This is a genomic window from Methylomicrobium lacus (assembly GCF_041897535.1).
GTDB classification, from domain to species: domain Bacteria; phylum Pseudomonadota; class Gammaproteobacteria; order Methylococcales; family Methylomonadaceae; genus Methylomicrobium; species Methylomicrobium lacus_A.
The window spans coordinates 1908236-1930340 of the sequence record NZ_CP169217.1 but is presented as its reverse complement, the minus strand read 5'-3'; the positions used below and the strand labels follow the sequence as shown (position 1 = coordinate 1930340).

Below are 22105 nucleotides of genomic sequence, written 5' to 3'. Positions count from 1 at the left end.
TTCCGCCGCGGCTCAGCCGACAGCCGCATCCAGCAGTTGCTGCAATTTTGCCCAATCAAATGCCGCGCCGGGGTCGGTCTTGCGTCCCGGCGCTATATCGCTGTGGCCGGTGATGCGTTGCTTCGACAGCTTCGGATAGGCCTTCAATAAGGCGGTTATCGCCGCCGCCAACATGCTATATTGCGCTTCGGTGTAAGGAATATCCTCGGCGCCTTCCAGTTCAATCCCGATCGAAAATTCATTGCAGCGTTCGCGTCCCTGATACGACGAAACCCCGGCGTGCCAGGCGCGTTTGTCGAACGCAACGTATTGCGTGATTTCACCATTGCGTTTGATCAACAAATGCGCCGATACCTGCAAGCGATGAATGCTCTCGAAATACGGATGCGCCGCCGGGTCCAGTCGGTTGCAGAATAACTGGTCAATGTAGGCGCGGCCGAACTCGCCCGGCGGCAGGCTGATGCAATGGATCACGATCAGCGAAATATCGTCCGGGTCAGGTCTGTCATCATAATTGGGCGATGCGATTCGCATGGCTTCGGTGAGCCAGTGGTGGTCGATTGTCATTAAAATTTAAAGAACATAGAGGAAAGTATTCATTTTGCAACGCTACGACCGAAAGTCGGGCAAGGCCTCTGCACCTGGCATAACGGTTTTCATTTTAGCAAGGATATTACCCCATCCGATGCCGTATTTCCAAGCTACAAGGTCCCCGTCATGAGACATAACCGCTACGGGGTATTCTGTTAAGAAAAGGTAAAGCTAATTTTACTACACTGGTCCCCTGACTTTTTATGTGATGCGGAATGCGAAAGGAATTTTGATTTTCGGCGGAATTCAGCTTCCGGAATGTCGGCTTGAGAAACCTGGGATTTATTAACTCATTTTATACAAAGACTCTATTGTCAATTGAGGAGCATGTGTCTATGAAAAACGGTGATAAGGATATTAACAAGGCGCCTCGTTTTGTCGCCAAAAGGCTAGGCCTGCAAATCTTTCGGGCGATTCGTCGGGAGAGGACAGAAACACCGCCACAGACACAGATTCCGATACCTCAGCAATGGCAACTGCAAACCTATGAGCCCCGCCTCCTCCTCAGCGCGGATCTCGCAATAGATCTTACCCAGACCATCAATACTCCGCCTCCTTCCATTCCCAGCGGTCATGTCGCCATCGATTCGGTCACCAGCAGTCAGGGTGCACCAGCGGCGGCACCGGCAATACGCATCGACTTAACGGCCTCTTCAGAAGAAGCATTGAGCGCCGCCACTCCGTTATTCAGCTCGGTGGCGTTGTCTGATGCAGCAGATGCGCAATCCCCTGCTCAACAAAATGTCAGCGGGTTTTTTGGGCAGCTACCCGGACAGAGCAAGAGCTCACAATTGACCATCACGGCCGATGACGGCACACAGGCTACATTTACGCTGAAAGGCCGTGGCCTGGGCTCCGTCAGCTATTCCGACAATCAATTCCAAGTCACTCTCAGCGGTACCGATGCGAAATCGAAATTTATCATGCGAGTCGATTCAAAGAATGGAACGACCGCAACCTTGGGGGCGCTCCATAGCGGTACCGATTTAAGTTCGATTGAAGTCAAAGGGGTAGCGCTGCAAGGGCAAATAGATATTAACGGCAAGCTCGCGAAACTCGTGCTCGGGGACGTTACCGGCCCCAGCAGCATTACCGTTAATGGCGCGGGTAAGAAACTCGACATTCAAGCCGGCAATATTCAAGACCTGGTACTGCAAAGCGATACGCCGATTGGGTCGTTGTTAGCCAACCGCTGGCTGGATACGGATGCTATGGCTGATGCCGTCATTGCGCCGAGTATAGACAAATTGCTCTTGCGCGGCGATTTTGCGGCCGATCTGGTTCTCAATGCCGCCGATGCGCTCCACTCTGCCAATATCATCGGCGAAGTCAGCGGTCACTGGAACATTCAGGGGGAGGCCGGTAAACTGATTCTGGGGAATACCGACTCGGCCTTCACTGCGGCCTTCAACGATGCGGTTTCGACGCTGCAAGTGACGGGCAATGCCTCCGGCAGCTTCAGCATGCCTTCACTGCGCCTGTTGAATGTCGGCGGTAATCTCGAACAAGCAAAATTTGCAATCGGCGTCAATCTCGGCGCCGATGGGGCTTGGGGCGGCGTGGACGCCAATGCCGACCAATTTGGCAGCGGCGAGTTGACTAAGTTAGTCGTCAGAGGCAGCGTCAAGAACAGCCAGATTTGGGTCGGCGTCAAGCCGGTTGACGGCATTTACGACAACGGCAACGACCAACTGCTCGATCCTGCACATAGTTTTATTAAATCGATGAGCGTCGGCGGCCCTCTGCTGGGGAGAACCCGCATCATCGCCGGTGCTTTCCCGTTGAAAGTTAAGTTGAATGGCAAAAGCATTAAATCGGACGCCGTTCCAGAGCTGCTTACACAACCCGCGGATGAGGTGGAACCCGTTTTGACGGCAGCCCTGGCCAGTGATACCGGCAGCGATTCCGGCGACCGTCTCACGCATGACGCTACTGTCAGCGGCCTGGCCAATGATCTGGGGGGGATTGCGAGCCTCAAGGGCGCCCTTGACAGCGCAGATTTCACCGACATCACCGCCGTTGTCGGCAGTAATGGCAGCTTTGAGCTGACGCCGGCGCAATTGGCCGAGTTGGCGGCGGATAAAACCTTGTTCGATGGCAATCATACCCTGCATTTGCTGGCGACCGACCTAGCGGGAAACAGCACCAGTCTGGCGTTAGCTTTTGAACTGGATACCTCGGCGCCTAGCGGCAGTGCCGGTCTGGATGCGGCCTCGGATACCGGCATGCCAGGCGATTTGATTACCGCGCAGGATACTGTCAAATTGGTCGGCCAAGCGCCGGCCGGCACCCGCGTGCGCCTGGGCGACATGGAAACGACCGCGGATGCGGCCGGCGCCTTTGCATTTGACAACATCCCGCTGGCGCAGGGTGACAACGCGTTCGGTTTCGCGCTGACCGATGCCGCCGGCAATACGGCCACCGTCAATCTCACCGTCAGGCGCGCCCCAATCGACACCGTAGCGCCTGTGGTTTCCAGTCTGGCTTTGAGCTTCGACACCGGCAGTTCCGATACCGACGGCCTCACGAGCTCCGCTACGCTTCAAGGCACCGGCAACGATAACGTGGGTGTCACGCGCCTGCTGGTCGCGCTGGATGATCCGAATTTCGATCCCAACTATAACGACCTGAGCGGCCTGTTGGCAGCCGACGGCAGCTTCACCCTTGCCCAAGCGCAGCTCGCGGCGTTGGCGGGCGGCACCTTGGTGGATGGCGTGCACAGCGTACGCGTCGCCGTAGAAGACGCCGCCGGCAACCGCTCGGCCGAGAAGACCGTGACCTTTATGCTGGATACGCTCACGCCGAACGGCAGCGCCGCTCTGGATGCGGTCTCGGACACCGGCACGCCAGGCGATTTGATCACCACTCAGGCTACCGTTAGGCTGATCGGCCAGGCACCGGGCGGTACCCGCGTGCGCCTGGGCGACATGGAAACGACCGCGGATGCGGCCAACACCTTTGCGTTTGACAATGTCCCGCTGGCGCTGGGTGACAACGAGTTCAGTTTCGCGCTGACCGATGCCGCCGGCAATACGGCCACCGTCAATCTCACCGTCAGGCGCGACCCCGAGAACACGGGCGATACAGAGGCCCCGATGCTTTCCAGCTTGGCCTTGAGTTCCGACACCGGCAGCTCCGATACCGACGGCATCACGAGCTCCGCTATGCTTCAAGGCGCCGGCAGCGATAACGTGGGGGTCGCGCGCCTGCTGGTCGCGCTGGGCGATCCGAATTTCGATCCCATCTACAGCGATCTGAGCGGCCTGTTGGCAGCCGACGGCAGCTTCAGCCTTGCCCAATCGCAGCTCGCGGTATTGGCGGGAGGCACCTTGGCGGACGGCGAGCACAGCGTACGCGTCGCCATAGAAGACGCGGCCGGCAACCGCTCGGCCGAGAAAATCGTGACCTTTACCCTGGATACACAGGCTCCTACGGGTAGCCAGTTTGGCGTGTCGAGCGCCGACGCGGTCAATGGCGATGACGGTAAAGCGACATCCGCCATCGTGGTCCTGCGCGGCACGGCCGAAGTCGGTTCGACGGTTTCGCTTGGCGATATTCGTGCGGTCGTCGGCGGCTCAGGGACGTTTACCTTGCCGGGCGTGGCTCTGGCCTTGGGCGATAACACCATTAACTTAAACGTCACCGATGCCGCCGGCAACACCAGCAGCCTCAGCCGTACCATCACCCGCATCGAGCAAGCACAGACGGATGCGGTGCTGATCTGGAACGACATTGCTCTCCGCGCCATTCAACTCGAAGTGACCGACCCGCCGGTTGCCACCCGCACCCTGGCGATGCTCAGTTTGGCGCAGTACGATACCCTGGCTGCCATCGAAGGTTCGCCGGCGTATCTGGTACAACGCAGCGTCGCCGGCGCCGTAGACGTCCAGTCCGCGTTGGCGACGGCCGCGCACCGTATCCTCAGTCTGACCTATCCCGCGCAGCAAGGCATATTCGATGCGGCTCTGGCTAGCGGCCTGTCCGGCATCGCCGACGGCGCCGCCAAAGACAACGGCATCGCCCTGGGCCTGAGCATCGCCGATAGCATCTGGGCCTTGCGCGCCAACGATGGCTCAGGCGCATTCGTCGACTATTCCGGCAGCACTGCCGTCGGCCAGTGGCGGCCCACCGGACCGATGTTCGACGTGCCTGACGAACCGCAATGGGGTAGCGTGACGCCGTTTGCGTTGACTTCGCCGAGCGAGTTCCGTCCTGCTGCGCCGCCGGCGCTGGATACCGCCGCCTATGCCGTAGCGGTCAATGAAATCAAATTGCTCGGCAGCGCCACCAGCGCCACGCGCACCGCCGATCAGACCCAGCAAGCCCTGTTCTGGGCCGACGGCAAGGGCAGCTATACCCCGCCCGGCCACTGGAACCAGATTGCGGCGCAGGTGGCAACCGCAGAAGGCAACAGCCTCAGCGCCAACGTCCGCCTGTTCGCACAACTCAACGTCGCTTTGGCCGATGCCGCCATTGCCGGCTGGGATGCCAAATATACCTACGGCTTGTGGCGTCCGGAAACCGCGATTCAAAATGCCGAATTCGATGGCAACAGCGAAACCAGCGACGACGACGCTTGGCGGCCGTTACTGATTACGCCCGCGCATCCTGAATACGTCTCCGGACACTCGACCTTCAGTGCCGCCGCCGCTACCATTTTGGCGGATGCCTTCGGCAACGATACTGCGTTCAGCACCACCAGCGCGACGCTGCCTGGCGTAACCCGCGACTTTACCAGCTTCAGCCAGGCCGCTGAAGAGGCCGGCCGCAGCCGTATTTATGGCGGGATTCACTACGAGTTCACCAATCAAGCCGGCAATGTCTTGGGTGAACAAGTGGCGAATGCCGTCTTGTCGCGGTTTGCCTTGACCGAAGACCTGCAAGCGCCGGTCGTTACGGCACAAAATACCCCGGAAGCGGTCAAAACCAACCTGACTCTGAACGGCCAGATTCTCGACAATCTGTCCGGCGTGGCGAGTGTGCAATACCGCATCGATGTCGGCGATTTGCAAGACTTGACGCTCGATGCCAACGGCAATTTCGCCATCACCACCGCGTTTGCACTGGATGGCAGCGCCGACGGCAGCCATTCCATCACCCTTATCGCCCGCGATGCGGCCGGCAACCTCAGCGCCGGCTATGTCCGCAGCTTTACCCTGGATACTCGCGTACCGATCGTTACTCTCACCAGCATTGCCGAAGGCGATACCTTGGCCGGCGGCGTTCGTCTCACCGGCACGGCGGATGCCACCGGCACTACGCTGACGCAATTGAACTACCGTCTGGATGACGGCACCCTCCGCAGCCTGGTATTCGACGGCAGCAGCGGCAGCTTTGATGCCGCCCTGGATTTCGGCACCCTGCTTGTCGGCGATCATACGCTGACTCTCACCGCGCAGGATGCGGCCGGCAACGCCACGACACTGATTCGCACCGTCAAGGTTGACGCCCTGGCGCCGTTCACTATTACCGCCGCTTCGCCTGCCGCCGGCAGCAGCGATGTCGGGGTCACTTTCCGTCCGCAAGTGACCTTCTCGCGTCCGGTCAATACCGACACGTTGACCAGCGACAGCTTCTACGCGACCGCGCCCGACGGCAGCAAACTGGATGCCACCATCGTGCCGGCCTTGGACGGCTCCTTTGCCTGGTTGTTCTTCATCCAGCCGATGCCTGGTGCGGCGCAAATCACGCTGCATGTCGACGGCTCGAAAATCCGCGCGGCTGCCGACGGCAGCTTCCTCGATGCCGATGCCGACGGTGCTTCCGGCGGCCAGTTCTCGCTCGACTTTACCACGGTCAGCCGCACCTCGGTTCCAGGAACCAAAATCGTCGGCATCGTCGCCGATCCCGGCCCCGACCTCGAACCGATGACCTTCGACGATATCGGCCGCGGCGCCGACGGCATCATCCATACCCCCGACGACGTCTTCAAGCGGCCGATCGCTCACGCCAAGGTTTACATCCTGGGGCAGGAGGACAAGTTCGTCTTCACCGACGGCAACGGCTACTTCGAATTGACCGACGTGCCTGCCGGTACGGTCAAGGTCGTCATCGACGGCCGCACCGCGACCAATGCGCCCGACGGCGTGTTCTTCCCGGAAATGGTGATGGATGCCGAACTGATACCGGGCGTCGCCAACACGCTGATGGGCAGCATGGGAACGTCCGCCGAGCGCCTGGCCAATGCCGATCGCCAGGAAGTGTATCTGCCGCGTATCGCCACCAGTGTACTGCAAGCGGTCAGCGCGACTGAACCCACCGTGATTAACGCCGTCGACCCCGCGGCGGCGCCGGACCTGACCGAAGCACAACGCGCCGCGCTGACCTTGACCGTCAACCCGGGCAGCGCCGTTGACCAGAACGGCAATCCGGTAACCAATGCCCAAATCGGCATCGCGACCGTGCCGCCGGAACTGGTGCGCGACATGCTGCCGCCGGGCGTGCTGCAACACACCTTCGACATTACGATCCAGGCGCCGGGCGTGGCGGCTTTCGCCGAACCGGTGCAGATTACGCTGCCCAACGTGTTCAACGCGGCGCCGGGCACCAAGCTGAATATCCTGAGCTTCGATCATACGACCGGACGGCTGGTGATCAACGGTACCGGCACCGTGTCGGCGGACGGGTTGACTGTGGTATCCGATCCGGGGTCGGGCGTGAGAGCGCCAGGATGGCATGGTTTGACGCCTCCGGGCACGCCGACTACCGGGCCTGACAACCCGCCGCCACAAGATCCGCCGCCATGCATCAACTCTCAAAATGCATTCGACATCGTCATCGATCTGACGACGGCGGCGGCTAATTGCGCCGCCGAGCTTGCCGGAATTGGGAGCGCGCTTAAGGCCGTTCTGACAGTATCAGACAAGGCCCGTTCAATTGCAGAGTCGGTGGTAACCCTTCAGGCGGAACTCAACAAGCCGGGTGTGAGCACGGCGCAGTTAGCGGCTACCTTTAAAATCATAAATGACGGGAAATCTGCCGTAGTAGCCGTGGTAGAAGCCTTCGAGAAACAGAATCCGATCAGCAGAGCGCTTAAGATTGCCAAATGCTTAGAGGCTATATTGAGCGGCCTCGACAATGTATGCGGACGCATTCAACAACAAGGTGGCGAGTGCAATACCACCCTTGTTAAAACGATATGCGTTGGCATCGGGGCTGTTAAAACCCAATTAGGGGAGGTCAATAAGTTGATCGAGAAAGCCGAGGCCGGTTTAAAACAATTAGGTTTGGCATTCATTTGCGCGAAAATCGATCAAATCGCAACGGCATTGAGTCTGGCGGCCAACGCCGAGAGCGCACCCGCGGCTCCCGCTACCGGTGCCAGAACGCTTCAATTGGCCGAGGCTTCATCGACTTATCCCGATAGCCTTTTCGAGGATATTCAGCAGCTGATTGATGCGCTCGCGGCAAACATGCCCAATTTTGACGCGCTTCAAGACTTCGGCAGCGGCTATTATGCGCTGAATAATAGCACGAGTGATCTCGATCAAACGGCAGCAAAGATGTACAGCTCTTTTGTTTCCGGATTGCCGGGTAACACTTACTATCTGATTCGCATCGATGGTAACGAATTGCGCGGCCGCACCGATAGCGAGGGTAAAATCGATGTCTTCTTAGCGCCCGATGCGGACTATTCGCTGTCCCTCTACGACCCTGTCGCGCATAAAGTGGCTAATGTCTATGGCCATACCTCGCCAACCGGTCAGGCTAGCAAACTGCCGGCCGTGGCATTTGCTTCTCTGGACTTGTCGAGCTTGCCGGTAGACGAGTTTGGAGTTCGCATCGTACCTGAATATCTGTTGCCTGATGGACAAGGCGGGCTGCTCGATAGGGATGCAGACGGTCTGCCGGATGTTGTGGAAGAGATCGTGGGTACAAAGAAGTCAAGCGCTGATTCGGACCAGGATGGTCTGCTTGACCTCGCCGAGTTGCAGCAAGGGCTAAACCCATTGGACGGTATTGCCGTGGCGACAGGCGTGATCTCCAGCACCGCAATAAAAGGCAGCGCCGAAGCCGTGGCCGTCATCGGTTCAACCGATGGCAAGTCCGATTTAACGGTGTTGCTGGCAACCGGAAATAACGGCCTTGCGGTGGTTGATGCATCTCAGGTCACTAAAAGCAAAGTCTTGGCCGAGCTGGATTTAACAGGTAACAACACCGATGTCGCAGTTGATGCGGTGCGCGGCATTGCCGTGCTTGCAGCCAACGATGCCGGCTTGCACATTGTCGACATTTCCGACCCTTCCAGTCCGACGTTACGGCAAACACTGGCCTTTGCCAGCCCGGTATCGCATGTCGAAGTGCGTGACGGCATTGCGTATGTGACCACCGGCAGCGATCTTGCGAGCGTCGATTTGAACACCGGCGAGGTTCGCACCACGCTGAGTCTGTCGTCATTGGGAGGCGGCACGCTGACCGATCTGGCGATCGATGGCGATACGCTGTTCACGATGGACGGCAGCCGCGTCCTGCGTTCAATTTCCATTGCTGGCGACGTGTTGACGCTGCTCGATAACCTGACATTGTCAACCGGAGGCGGCCGCTTGTTTGTCGGCGGCGGTGTTGCCTATATCGGCGGCACCGGCGGCTTCCAGCAAGGCTTCAGTACCGTTAATGTCGCCAATCCGGCCGATCTGCTCCTGTTAAGCAATCCGGATGCGACCAACATTACCAACGGCGCAATCGTCGCCAACGGTTCCGGACTTGCGGTCAGTATCGGTAATTTACCGGGTATTGGAAATAGGGTGCAGGTGATCGATGTTTCCGACCCGACCGATACCAGCGCTTTCATCACGCAATACGATTTGTCGGACGCGCCGAGAGACATCACGCTGGCCAATGGCCTGGCCTTCGTTGCTGACGGCAGCGGCGGCCTGCAAATCGTCAACTATGTCGGTTTCGATACCAAAGGCATTGCGCCGAATGTAGCGATCAGCGTCGAAGGCGCCGATGCCGATCCGGCGACACCGGGCACTCAGGTGCTCGAAGGCCGCACGGTGCGCGTCATTCCGACCATCAGCGACGACGTGCAGGTGCGCAGTGTAGAGTTGCTGGTCAATGGCCAGGTCGTATTTAATGACATTGCCTTCCCGTTTGAATTATTCGCCCAAGTTCCGACCATTGCAGCCGGCGGTTCGACATTGAACATCCAAGTACGGGCCACCGATACCGGCGGCAACGTCGCGTTGTCGAATCTGGTCACGCTGGACGTGGTGCCGGATACCTTCGCGCCGGTCGTCTCCTCGGTTAGCGTCGAGGAAGGCGCGCGGCGCTTCTTCGTGCGTTCGATCGATCTGGTCTTCGATGAGCCGATCGATACGACACGTCTGAATACTTCCGGAGTGTCGCTGCTGCGGGCGGGCAACGATGGCCTTTTCGGTACGGCCGATGATGTATCTGTGCCCGTCACCTTGGACAGCCGCGCCTTCGGTCAGCGGGTCAGCGTCTTGATCGATGGCTTGCTGCCTCCGGGCGAATACCAGTTCACTCTCGATCCGTCTATCATCAACGACCGCGCGGGTAATGCGTTGGCCGATCCGGTGGTGCGCCATTTCACCATTCGTCCTGCCAGCGATGTAAAAGCTGCAATGGGTGTGCCCGAGATCGCCACGGCGCCATCGGCCAACCCCGGGCAGCAGATCGGCATCGCCGTGCCGTTTGATCCGGCGACGGCCAGGGCCGAGTTTTCTGTCATCGATGCGGCGGGTAACCGCTCGACGACTGTCGTTTCTGCCTTGCGTACCGACACGGCGAGAGGCATTGCCTACTTCACCGTGCCGCTCAACGCCGTCACCGGCGATGCCGTGGTGTATTCGCTGGTAGGCAACACGCGTACCGATTTTGCCGACGGCACCTTCCCGCTGCAAATCATCCCGACGCTAACGGGCGTGGAAGTGCAGAGCGTGGCCTCTGACGGCAGCAGCGCGGTGGTGGTATTGCGCGGCACCGGCTTTATCGAAGGCAACAACAGCGAATACCGCTTCGGCAGCGGCGCCGACGGCGTCGTGGTGCTGGATGCGGGCGTCAGTGCCGGCGCGGATGTGCAGCAGATTTATGATGCGGCACTCGGTCAAAACCTCAACGGGCAGGTGACGCTGACCGTGCCGCTGAGCGACGGCGCCTTCGGCCCGATCAGCGTGAAGACCGCCGGCGGCGTCAGCGCCAGTTTCAGCGTCAGCCTGAGCAGCGTCACGGCCACCGCCCTGAGCGGCACGCCGGCGAACGCGGCGATCGCTTCGGCCAATCCGGGGCAGGCGGTGACCCTGAACGGCGCAGGCCTGAGCACGGCCAGCGACGTGCTGCTGCGCTACACCGACTACAGCGGCGCCCTGCAAACGCTCAAGGTCAGCCCGATCGCCGCGGCGGCGGACGGCAGCAGCGCCACGCTGACCGTGCCGCTGGAGGCCAATGGCATCGTGAGCCTGCAAGTGTTCGGCTCGAGCAGCCAGCCGCAATTGCAGATCGTGCCGGTGCTGGCGAGCAGCAACTTTGACGGCAATCTCCATTTATACGGCGCCGGCTTCGTCGAAGGCGGCAGCCAGTATACGGTGGGCGGTTCCAGTGTCACGGACAGCGTGATCAACGATGGCGTCGACGTCGGCACCTACTACGACAGTGCGCGCGGCGTCCAGGTCAATGGCGGCTACGCGGTGCTGGACAGCGCCGACCTGGCGCACTTCGGTGAAGGCACGGTGACGGTGACGACCGCGGGCGGCACCTCCGCCGCGCTCGCATTGAAGGTGGTCAAGCCGGGCAGCGAGTCGGCCAGCGTCGGCCAATTGTCCGACGTTGCGGTCGATCCGGTCAGCGGTGCGCTGTGGGTAGTCGACACGACGAACCCTGGCCATCTGCAGCGCATCGACCGGAGCACCGGCGCCATCGTGCAGACGATTACGCTGGATGCGGCGACCTTCGGCAACCAGTACACCGGCAGTTACGCCGGCCTGCAGGTCGCGCCGCAAGCCTTCAGCCTGAACGGCGTCAACGTGCCGGCGGGCAGTCTGCTGCTGTTCAGCGGCTATTGGCACACTACGATCAATACCGTGGTGGCGATCGATCCCAATACCGGCGCGGTGATCACGAAATTGCCGCTGGCGCAAAGCTACACCCTGACCGCCGGCGTGTACGACGCGGTGACGGGACACCTGTTCGTCTTGTCGCATGACAGCAATAAGATGATCGAAGTCGACCCGGCGACCGGCGCGACGGTCAGCCAGATTGCGCTGCCGCTGAATGTGCAAAGCTGGGCCGGCCTGGCGATCGATCCGAACGACAGCAACTTCTGGATCGGCAGTTATTACGGAGGCACCGCGCTGGTCAAGGTCGACCGCGGCGGCACCGAGCTGCAACGGATCGATCTGGCGAGCCAGGGCGTCTATGCGAATACGATCAGCGGCCTGGCCTTCGATGCCGACGGCGCGTTGAGGGTGGCGACGACTCAAGGGGGGGTGGTCAAGGTTGACCTCGATCACGATCCGGCCGTCGTATCGGCCACGCTGACCGAGGTGGTGGCGACCGCCACCAACGGCACCGCGGCCATTGCCGGCGCTGCCGCGGCCAATACCGGGCAGGTCATCGAACTGCGCGGTACTCATTTCGGCCCCGGCACGCAAGTGCTGTTCAATACCCGTAACAATGAGGGCGTACCCGGCATCGTCGCCGTGCGTCCGTTGCTGATCAATGCTGACGGCACCCGCTTGCAAGTGGTGGTGCCTGAATTGGCCACCACCGGCGATATCCGTGTCACCAACATCGGCACCAGCAATCTGGGCTTCAACAGCCACAACGACGCCATCTATCGCCAAGTCACCGCCAGCTTCACGGCCGGCAGCGACACGGCGCTGATCCGCTTCGGCGATGGCGGCCTGCAGGAATTGAACGATGAAAGCTGGGGCATCGACAATGTCGTGGTCAAGCAGGGCGGCACCCTCGTGTTCAGCGACAACTTCGAAGGCGGCGCCAAGGCCAATTGGAGCAATCTGGCGACGAACAAAGACGCCATGGCCAACTTCAGCGAGTTCTCCGGCCGCTTCAACAACGCGGGGCAGACCCTGAGCCTTGGCGGACTGACTGCGGGGCAAAACTATACGGTCAGCTTCGACTTCTATGCACTCGACAGTTGGGACGGTAGCAGTGGCCCTGACCTGATCGACGTCTCGGTCGATGGCGTCAGCGTATTGCACGATACCGTCAGCAACTATAGCGTGCTCAATGCCCAAAGTCTCAACGCCAGCGCCGGTATCCGGCTGCAAATCGTGCCGACCCTGACCGTTTTGAGCAGTGGACGACCGGGCGAGGAAACGTTATTTTACTTGAACGGTAGCGGTTTCATGGAAGGCGCCAGCACGGTGACCCTTGGCGGCATGACCCAAAACGACAACGTGCTGAATCAAAGTCCGCTGGATGTGAGCGGCAACAACACCAGCCTCAGTGTGGTGGCGCCGTTGACCCTGGATGGCCCGATCCGCATCACCACCGAAGGCGGCTTTGCCGAAATCCCGGCGCCGAGCTTCGGCGTGCAAGCGTTGGTCAATTTCAGCGGGCTGAGCGCCAGCGCGACCGACGGCGTGCCTACCAACGCCGGCGTGGCCTCGGCGGTCACCGGCCAAAGCATCGTGCTGACCGGCCAGGGCTTTACCAGCAATACCCTGGTGCAGTTCCAGGGTATCGACGACAGCGGCCGTCTCGGCACCATTACCCGTACCGGCAGCGTCAGCAACAATGGCACCACCCTGACGATACGGGTGCCGGCCTTGGCGCGCAGCGGCCAGGTGAGCGTTCTGGGCAGCAATACCAGCTTCGATCTGCAGATCGTCCCGACCTTGCGTGCCGTGGGCGGCACCGTCGCGACGGGCAACACCCTGGTGATCGAAGGCTCGGGCCTCACCGCCAACGACCTGATCGTCAGCATCGATGGCCGCGCGGTCGGCGACTTCAGTGTGCGCACCTTGTATGACAACACCGGCAGCTCCGTCGATCAGCAACTGCTAACCCTGACCGTGCCGAACGGCATAGGCGCCGGCGTGATCAGCGTCAGCACCGCTGGCGGCAGCGCGACCTTGCGCAGCGGCGTGACCTTGACCGCCTTGGGCGACATGACACCGGCGACGGAAGTGGGCAACACCCTGGGCGAGGCGCAAGTCTTGGCGGTGGGCAACAATCAAAGCCAACGGATACTCAGCAGCATCGGCGGCGCCTTGGCCGGCCTGGACGTCGATCTTTATCGCATCGACGTCAATGCCGGCGACGTGTTGAGTCTGGGCGTCAGCGGCATAGGCAACTCGCGGCTGCGGGTATTCGACGCCAACGGCGTACAGTTGACGGCGCAGAACTATAGTACGAGCGGCACTGCCGCCTTGCGCTGGACTGCGCCGAGCGGCGGGTCGTACTATCTGGGCATCAGCGGCAGCGGCAACAGCACCTACGATCCGAAGGTCTCCGGTAGCGGCACGGCTTCGACAACCGGTAACTATACCTTGAGCATCGAGCGCCTGGCGGCCGGTAGCAGCCGGTTGATCGGCATCAGCGCCACGGCCGCCAGCGGCACGGCGGCACAAGCCGGGCTGGCTTCGGCCAACACCGGGCAAACCATTACCCTGACCGGCAGCGGCTTGCTGGCCGGCGATCAGGTAGTGTTCAGCGTCATCGACAGCAGCGGCAACGTGTCCGAACAAACCGTCACGCCAGTGAGTGTCGCGGCCGACGGCAGCAGCCTGACCGTCGTGGTGCCGGCCAACGCGGCCACCGGCCATGTCCGCCTGGCGCGGGATACCGCGGGCCTCTTGCTGCAAATCGTACCTACGCTCAGCGATGTGAATATGGGCGCGGGCGGCAGCTTCATCGGCGGCAGCCTGACGCTGAGCGGCAGCGGCTTTGCCGAAGGCACGACCTCGGTCTGGCTGGGGGCGTCGCAAGTGGTGGATACCAGTCGCAGCTACGGTATCAATACCAGCAATACCAGCCTGAGCCTGACCGTGCCGAATGGCGCGAGCAGCGGACCGATCCGGGTGAGCACCGTGGGCGGCACCAGTGCCGTCTTCGGCTTGACGCTGGCCGGCATCACGGCCAGCGCGGCCAGTGGCACAGCCGCCGGCGCTTCGGCCAATCCGGGCCAGGTCATCAGCTTGAGCGGCAGCGGCTTCGATAGCGGCTTGGACATCGTGTTCGAGACGATAGACAGCAACGGTAACCGCACCGAAACCATCGTGCGTCCGAACACGGTCAATGCCGAGGGCAGCTTGGTGCAAGTCACCGTGCCGCTGAATGCGGTGAGCGGCGTCGTTCGCGTCGTCGGTGACAACAGCGGGGCGGCGCTCGCCTTGCAAATCATCCCGACGCTAACGGGCGTGGAAGTGCAGAGCGTGGCCTCTGACGGCAGCAGCGCGGTGGTGGTATTGCGCGGCACCGGCTTTATCGAAGGCAACAACAGCGAATACCGCTTCGGCAGCGGCGCCGACGGCGTCGTGGTGCTGGATGCGGGCGTCAGTGCCGGCGCGGATGTGCAGCAGATTTATGATGCGGCACTCGGTCAAAACCTCAACGGGCAGGTGACGCTGACCGTGCCGCTGAGCGACGGCGCCTTCGGCCCGATCAGCGTGAAGACCGCCGGCGGCGTCAGCGCCAGTTTCAGCGTCAGCCTGAGCAGCGTCACGGCCACCGCCCTGAGCGGCACGCCGGCGAACGCGGCGATCGCTTCGGCCAATCCGGGGCAGGCGGTGACCCTGAACGGCGCAGGCCTGAGCACGGCCAGCGACGTGCTGCTGCGCTACACCGACTACAGCGGCGCCCTGCAAACGCTCAAGGTCAGCCCGATCGCCGCGGCGGCGGACGGCAGCAGCGCCACGCTGACCGTGCCGCTGGAGGCCAATGGCATCGTGAGCCTGCAAGTGTTCGGCTCGAGCAGCCAGCCGCAATTGCAGATCGTGCCGGTGCTGGCGAGCAGCAACTTTGACGGCAATCTCCATTTATACGGCGCCGGCTTCGTCGAAGGCGGCAGCCAGTATACGGTGGGCGGTTCCAGTGTCACGGACAGCGTGATCAACGATGGCGTCGACGTCGGCACCTACTACGACAGTGCGCGCGGCGTCCAGGTCAATGGCGGCTACGCGGTGCTGGACAGCGCCGACCTGGCGCACTTCGGTGAAGGCACGGTGACGGTGACGACCGCGGGCGGCACCTCCGCCGCGCTCGCATTGAAGGTGGTCAAGCCGGGCAGCGAGTCGGCCAGCGTCGGCCAATTGTCCGACGTTGCGGTCGATCCGGTCAGCGGTGCGCTGTGGGTAGTCGACACGACGAACCCTGGCCATCTGCAGCGCATCGACCGGAGCACCGGCGCCATCGTGCAGACGATTACGCTGGATGCGGCGACCTTCGGCAACCAGTACACCGGCAGTTACGCCGGCCTGCAGGTCGCGCCGCAAGCCTTCAGCCTGAACGGCGTCAACGTGCCGGCGGGCAGTCTGCTGCTGTTCAGCGGCTATTGGCACACTACGATCAATACCGTGGTGGCGATCGATCCCAATACCGGCGCGGTGATCACGAAATTGCCGCTGGCGCAAAGCTACACCCTGACCGCCGGCGTGTACGACGCGGTGACGGGACACCTGTTCGTCTTGTCGCATGACAGCAATAAGATGATCGAAGTCGACCCGGCGACCGGCGCGACGGTCAGCCAGATTGCGCTGCCGCTGAATGTGCAAAGCTGGGCCGGCCTGGCGATCGATCCGAACGACAGCAACTTCTGGATCGGCAGTTATTACGGAGGCACCGCGCTGGTCAAGGTCGACCGCGGCGGCACCGAGCTGCAACGGATCGATCTGGCGAGCCAGGGCGTCTATGCGAATACGATCAGCGGCCTGGCCTTCGATGCCGACGGCGCGTTGAGGGTGGCGACGACTCAAGGGGGGGTGGTCAAGGTTGACCTCGATCACGATCCGGCCGTCGTATCGGCCACGCTGACCGAGGTGGTGGCGACCGCCACCAACGGCACCGCGGCCATTGCCGGCGCTGCCGCGGCCAATACCGGGCAGGTCATCGAACTGCGCGGTACTCATTTCGGCCCCGGCACGCAAGTGCTGTTCAATACCCGTAACAATGAGGGCGTACCCGGCATCGTCGCCGTGCGTCCGTTGCTGATCAATGCTGACGGCACCCGCTTGCAAGTGGTGGTGCCTGAATTGGCCACCACCGGCGATATCCGTGTCACCAACATCGGCACCAGCAATCTGGGCTTCAACAGCCACAACGACGCCATCTATCGCCAAGTCACCGCCAGCTTCACGGCCGGCAGCGACACGGCGCTGATCCGCTTCGGCGATGGCGGCCTGCAGGAATTGAACGATGAAAGCTGGGGCATCGACAATGTCGTGGTCAAGCAGGGCGGCACCCTCGTGTTCAGCGACAACTTCGAAGGCGGCGCCAAGGCCAATTGGAGCAATCTGGCGACGAACAAAGACGCCATGGCCAACTTCAGCGAGTTCTCCGGCCGCTTCAACAACGCGGGGCAGACCCTGAGCCTTGGCGGACTGACTGCGGGGCAAAACTATACGGTCAGCTTCGACTTCTATGCACTCGACAGTTGGGACGGTAGCAGTGGCCCTGACCTGATCGACGTCTCGGTCGATGGCGTCAGCGTATTGCACGATACCGTCAGCAACTATAGCGTGCTCAATGCCCAAAGTCTCAACGCCAGCGCCGGTATCCGGCTGCAAATCGTGCCGACCCTGACCGTTTTGAGCAGTGGACGACCGGGCGAGGAAACGTTATTTTACTTGAACGGTAGCGGTTTCATGGAAGGCGCCAGCACGGTGACCCTTGGCGGCATGACCCAAAACGACAACGTGCTGAATCAAAGTCCGCTGGATGTGAGCGGCAACAACACCAGCCTCAGTGTGGTGGCGCCGTTGACCCTGGATGGCCCGATCCGCATCACCACCGAAGGCGGCTTTGCCGAAATCCCGGCGCCGAGCTTCGGCGTGCAAGCGTTGGTCAATTTCAGCGGGCTGAGCGCCAGCGCGACCGACGGCGTGCCTACCAACGCCGGCGTGGCCTCGGCGGTCACCGGCCAAAGCATCGTGCTGACCGGCCAGGGCTTTACCAGCAATACCCTGGTGCAGTTCCAGGGTATCGACGACAGCGGCCGTCTCGGCACCATTACCCGTACCGGCAGCGTCAGCAACAATGGCACCACCCTGACGATACGGGTGCCGGCCTTGGCGCGCAGCGGCCAGGTGAGCGTTCTGGGCAGCAATACCAGCTTCGATCTGCAGATCGTCCCGACCTTGCGTGCCGTGGGCGGCACCGTCGCGACGGGCAACACCCTGGTGATCGAAGGCTCGGGCCTCACCGCCAACGACCTGATCGTCAGCATCGATGGCCGCGCGGTCGGCGACTTCAGTGTGCGCACCTTGTATGACAACACCGGCAGCTCCGTCGATCAGCAACTGCTAACCCTGACCGTGCCGAACGGCATAGGCGCCGGCGTGATCAGCGTCAGCACCGCTGGCGGCAGCGCGACCTTGCGCAGCGGCGTGACCTTGACCGCCTTGGGCGACATGACACCGGCGACGGAAGTGGGCAACACCCTGGGCGAGGCGCAAGTCTTGGCGGTGGGCAACAATCAAAGCCAACGGATACTCAGCAGCATCGGCGGCGCCTTGGCCGGCCTGGACGTCGATCTTTATCGCATCGACGTCAATGCCGGCGACGTGTTGAGTCTGGGCGTCAGCGGCATAGGCAACTCGCGGCTGCGGGTATTCGACGCCAACGGCGTACAGTTGACGGCGCAGAACTATAGTACGAGCGGCACTGCCGCCTTGCGCTGGACTGCGCCGAGCGGCGGGTCGTACTATCTGGGCATCAGCGGCAGCGGCAACAGCACCTACGATCCGAAGGTCTCCGGTAGCGGCACGGCTTCGACAACCGGTAACTATACCTTGAGCATCGAGCGCCTGGCGGCCGGTAGCAGCCGGTTGATCGGCATCAGCGCCACGGCCGCCAGCGGCACGGCGGCACAAGCCGGGCTGGCTTCGGCCAACACCGGGCAAACCATTACCCTGACCGGCAGCGGCTTGCTGGCCGGCGATCAGGTAGTGTTCAGCGTCATCGACAGCAGCGGCAACGTGTCCGAACAAACCGTCACGCCAGTGAGTGTCGCGGCCGACGGCAGCAGCCTGACCGTCGTGGTGCCGGCCAACGCGGCCACCGGCCATGTCCGCCTGGCGCGGGATACCGCGGGCCTCTTGCTGCAAATCGTACCTACGCTCAGCGATGTGAATATGGGCGCGGGCGGCAGCTTCATCGGCGGCAGCCTGACGCTGAGCGGCAGCGGCTTTGCCGAAGGCACGACCTCGGTCTGGCTGGGGGCGTCGCAAGTGGTGGATACCAGTCGCAGCTACGGTATCAATACCAGCAATACCAGCCTGAGCCTGACCGTGCCGAATGGCGCGAGCAGCGGACCGATCCGGGTGAGCACCGTGGGCGGCACCAGTGCCGTCTTCGGCTTGACGCTGGCCGGCATCACGGCCAGCGCGGCCAGTGGCACAGCCGCCGGCGCTTCGGCCAATCCGGGCCAGGTCATCAGCTTGAGCGGCAGCGGCTTCGATAGCGGCTTGGACATCGTGTTCGAGACGATAGACAGCAACGGTAACCGCACCGAAACCATCGTGCGTCCGAACACGGTCAATGCCGAGGGCAGCTTGGTGCAAGTCACCGTGCCGCTGAATGCGGTGAGCGGCGTCGTTCGCGTCGTCGGTGACAACAGCGGGGCGGCGCTCGCCTTGCAAATCATCCCGACGCTAACGGGCGTGGAAGTGCAGAGCGTGGCCTCTGACGGCAGCAGCGCGGTGGTGGTATTGCGCGGCACCGGCTTTATCGAAGGCAACAACAGCGAATACCGCTTCGGCAGCGGCGCCGACGGCGTCGTGGTGCTGGATGCGGGCGTCAGTGCCGGCGCGGATGTGCAGCAGATTTATGATGCGGCACTCGGTCAAAACCTCAACGGGCAGGTGACGCTGACCGTGCCGCTGAGCGACGGCGCCTTCGGCCCGATCAGCGTGAAGACCGCCGGCGGCGTCAGCGCCAGTTTCAGCGTCAGCCTGAGCAGCGTCACGGCCACCGCCCTGAGCGGCACGCCGGCGAACGCGGCGATCGCTTCGGCCAATCCGGGGCAGGCGGTGACCCTGAACGGCGCAGGCCTGAGCACGGCCAGCGACGTGCTGCTGCGCTACACCGACTACAGCGGCGCCCTGCAAACGCTCAAGGTCAGCCCGATCGCCGCGGCGGCGGACGGCAGCAGCGCCACGCTGACCGTGCCGCTGGAGGCCAATGGCATCGTGAGCCTGCAAGTGTTCGGCTCGAGCAGCCAGCCGCAATTGCAGATCGTGCCGGTGCTGGCGAGCAGCAACTTTGACGGCAATCTCCATTTATACGGCGCCGGCTTCGTCGAAGGCGGCAGCCAGTATACGGTGGGCGGTTCCAGTGTCACGGACAGCGTGATCAACGATGGCGTCGACGTCGGCACCTACTACGACAGTGCGCGCGGCGTCCAGGTCAATGGCGGCTACGCGGTGCTGGACAGCGCCGACCTGGCGCACTTCGGTGAAGGCACGGTGACGGTGACGACCGCGGGCGGCACCTCCGCCGCGCTCGCATTGAAGGTGGTCAAGCCGGGCAGCGAGTCGGCCAGCGTCGGCCAATTGTCCGACGTTGCGGTCGATCCGGTCAGCGGTGCGCTGTGGGTAGTCGACACGACGAACCCTGGCCATCTGCAGCGCATCGACCGGAGCACCGGCGCCATCGTGCAGACGATTACGCTGGATGCGGCGACCTTCGGCAACCAGTACACCGGCAGTTACGCCGGCCTGCAGGTCGCGCCGCAAGCCTTCAGCCTGAACGGCGTCAACGTGCCGGCGGGCAGTCTGCTGCTGTTCAGCGGCTATTGGCACACTACGATCAATACCGTGGTGGCGATCGATCCCAATACCGGCGCGGTGATCACGAAATTGCCGCTGGCGCAAAGCTACACCCTGACCGCCGGCGTGTACGACGCGGTGACGGGACACCTGTTCGTCTTGTCGCATGACAGCAATAAGATGATCGAAGTCGACCCGGCGACCGGCGCGACGGTCAGCCAGATTGCGCTGCCGCTGAATGTGCAAAGCTGGGCCGGCCTGGCGATCGATCCGAACGACGGCAACTTCTGGATCGGCAGTTATTACGGAGGCACCGCGCTGGTCAAGGTCGACCGCGGCGGCACCGAGCTGCAACGGATCGATCTGGCGAGCCAGGGCGTCTATGCGAATACGATCAGCGGCCTGGCCTTCGATGCCGACGGCGCGTTGAGGGTGGCGACGACTCAAGGGGGGGTAATAAAGGTCAGTCTGAGTTGATTGAAGAACCTCGTTTCCAAGCCTCCGCGTGGAAACACCGATTTGGAATCCCTAGCTTCCATAAATAGGGGGCTGGAGTTTCTAGCGCCGGTTCCCAACACGGAGATTGGGAGCCGGAGCAAAACGGTTCAAAAACCTGGGCCATTCAGCTAATATAGCGACCGGATTCCACGCCTTGATTCAGAATTTTAAGACCAAATAGCTTCGGAAGCGTTAATGAATACGGCAGAGCGCGTTAACTCCAGTAGGGAAGGGCAACTTGGTTTTGAAGCTGATAATGACAAGCAAATTTTTGCGAACCCTTCGAATACCCCCCCACACGTCGATGCGCCCGATGCATGGAAGGCGCTGAGCCAGTCATTAAATATTCGTGAACTTTGCCAATGCTGGCTGAGTTTATGTGCGCAGCAAATCACCGACTTTAATTGCGGTCTGATCGTACTCAAGGGCGAGGGCGAGGAAGCCTTTGTGCCCGTTGCGGCTTTGCCGACCGGCAAGCAGGATCTGGGCGTGTTGGCGATGAGCGCACAGACGGCTTTGGCGCAGCGTTCCACTGTCGAGATGCGGGCTACGGTCAAGGCCATGCCGGGTCCGGGCTCTTTAGTCGTTACACATATTGCGCAGCCGATCGAAATTCAAAATACCGTCTATGGCGCCTTTGCCATCGGCGTGGCGTCGGATAACAGGCACACCATTCAACTTGTTCGTCAACAACTGTCGTGGGGGACGGCATGGCTGACCCAATTCTTCTGGCGCGAAGGATACCAAAAACTGTTTTTGGCTTCCGAGCGTTCGAGCTGGTTACTGGACTTGCTGCTCGTGATTTCCGAAAAAGACGAGTTTCAAGAAGTATTGATCACCTTGGTCAACAATCTGGCAACGCAGTTGAAATTAAAAAGAGCCAGTTTAGGTTGGGTTGAGAAGGGTGAGTTGCGGGTCAAGGCAATTTCCTATACGGCGCATTTTCAGCGCTCTCATGAAGCCGTTCAGGTACTATCGCGCGCGATGGAAGAGGCGTACGATCAGCGTCACAATATCCTTTGGCCGCGGCAGGACGAGGCGAAGAACGAGTCACGACCGACAAGGCTAATCACTAGTACAACGCACCGGAAATTCTCCGAATAATT

At 61.6% G+C, this 22105-nt stretch carries 3 protein-coding genes; 2 read left to right on the top strand and 1 reads right to left on the bottom strand.

The window, feature by feature from the left end; all coding sequences use genetic code 11:
• Positions 1 to 12 precede the first annotated feature (12 nt).
• Positions 13 to 567, bottom strand: a complete 555-nt coding sequence (gene ampD, locus ACEPPP_RS08430; protein ID WP_374090613.1) for a 1,6-anhydro-N-acetylmuramyl-L-alanine amidase AmpD — start codon at positions 565 to 567, stop codon at positions 13 to 15.
• A 359-nt stretch (positions 568 to 926) separates the two neighbouring features.
• Here ampD and ACEPPP_RS08425 point away from each other — a divergent pair, with 359 nt between their 5' ends.
• Both ACEPPP_RS08425 and ACEPPP_RS08420 read left to right on the top strand, forming a co-directional pair.
• Positions 927 to 20978, top strand: coding sequence for an Ig-like domain-containing protein (locus ACEPPP_RS08425; RefSeq protein WP_374090612.1), 20052 nt, complete (start codon positions 927 to 929; stop codon positions 20976 to 20978).
• 216 nt (positions 20979 to 21194) lie between these two features.
• Entirely contained in the window at positions 21195 to 22103 is a 909-nt protein-coding gene (locus ACEPPP_RS08420) for a hypothetical protein (RefSeq protein ID WP_374090611.1), read from the top strand.
• The last annotated feature ends 2 nt before the right edge of the window (positions 22104 to 22105 follow it).